Source organism: Nafulsella turpanensis ZLM-10, from assembly GCF_000346615.1.
Taxonomy (GTDB): domain Bacteria; phylum Bacteroidota; class Bacteroidia; order Cytophagales; family Cyclobacteriaceae; genus Nafulsella; species Nafulsella turpanensis.
On record NZ_ANNU01000026.1, the window covers coordinates 1 to 955 of the forward strand.

The 955-nt window shown below is 46.3% G+C and carries 1 protein-coding gene; it reads left to right on the plus strand.

The genetic code is table 11. The features are described from left to right. The coding region (locus tag F752_RS0111935; protein ID WP_017731977.1) for a tRNA modification GTPase at nt 1-955 on the plus strand (955 nt) is incomplete at both ends.

The following is a 955-nucleotide window of genomic DNA, read 5'->3' on the forward strand; positions in this document are numbered from 1 at the left end:
ACGGCCAGTTCGACCTTGCCCAGGCGGAGGCAGTCGCTGACCTCATAAATGCCGATTCGGAAGCAGCACACCAGGCAGCCCTTCATCAAATGCGCGGAGGATTCAGCGAAGAGATAAGACAGCTAAGAGAGCAGCTTATCCACTTTGCCTCCATGATTGAGCTGGAGCTCGATTTCAGTGAAGAAGATGTGGAATTTGCCAGCAGAGAAGAACTGAAAGAGCTTATTGAAGATTTACAAAGGGTTATCAGCAGACTAATTACCAGCTTTGAAGTAGGAAATGTTATAAAGAACGGTGTTCCTACCGTGATAGCAGGAAAGCCTAATGCCGGAAAATCTACCCTACTCAACACCCTCCTGAACGAAGAAAAAGCCATTGTTTCGGAAATAGCCGGCACCACCCGCGATTTTATTGAAGATGAAATGATTATTGAGGGAGTGCAGTTCCGTTTTATCGATACAGCCGGTCTGCGAGATACCACCGATACGATTGAGTCCATTGGCGTGCAGCGAACCCGGGAAAAGCTTAAGCAGGCTTCCCTCGTTCTTTACCTTTTCGACCTCAGCAGTGAAAACGCAGAAGAAATTGGCCGCGAAATCAATATCTTGGAGAACCTCGGCAAACCTTTTATTCCCATAGGAAATAAAGTCGATAAAGCCACTCCTGCCCTACTGGATTCCCTCAAAGGTTATGAGCAGATTGTTTATCTGTCCGCACAACAGAAAACAGGTATTGACGAGCTGAAGGAAAATATTTTGAAAGCGGTGAATCTTGACAGCTTTCGTACCGGAAATACTTTGGTAACCACTGCCCGCCATTACGAAAGCCTGATGAAAACCAATGCTGCCCTGCAGGATGTGATCACTGGCATTGAAGGGGAAATTACCAATGATTTCCTGGCCCTAGACATCCGCAATTCTCTCTATCACTTAGGTGAAATAACCGGTGAAATTAC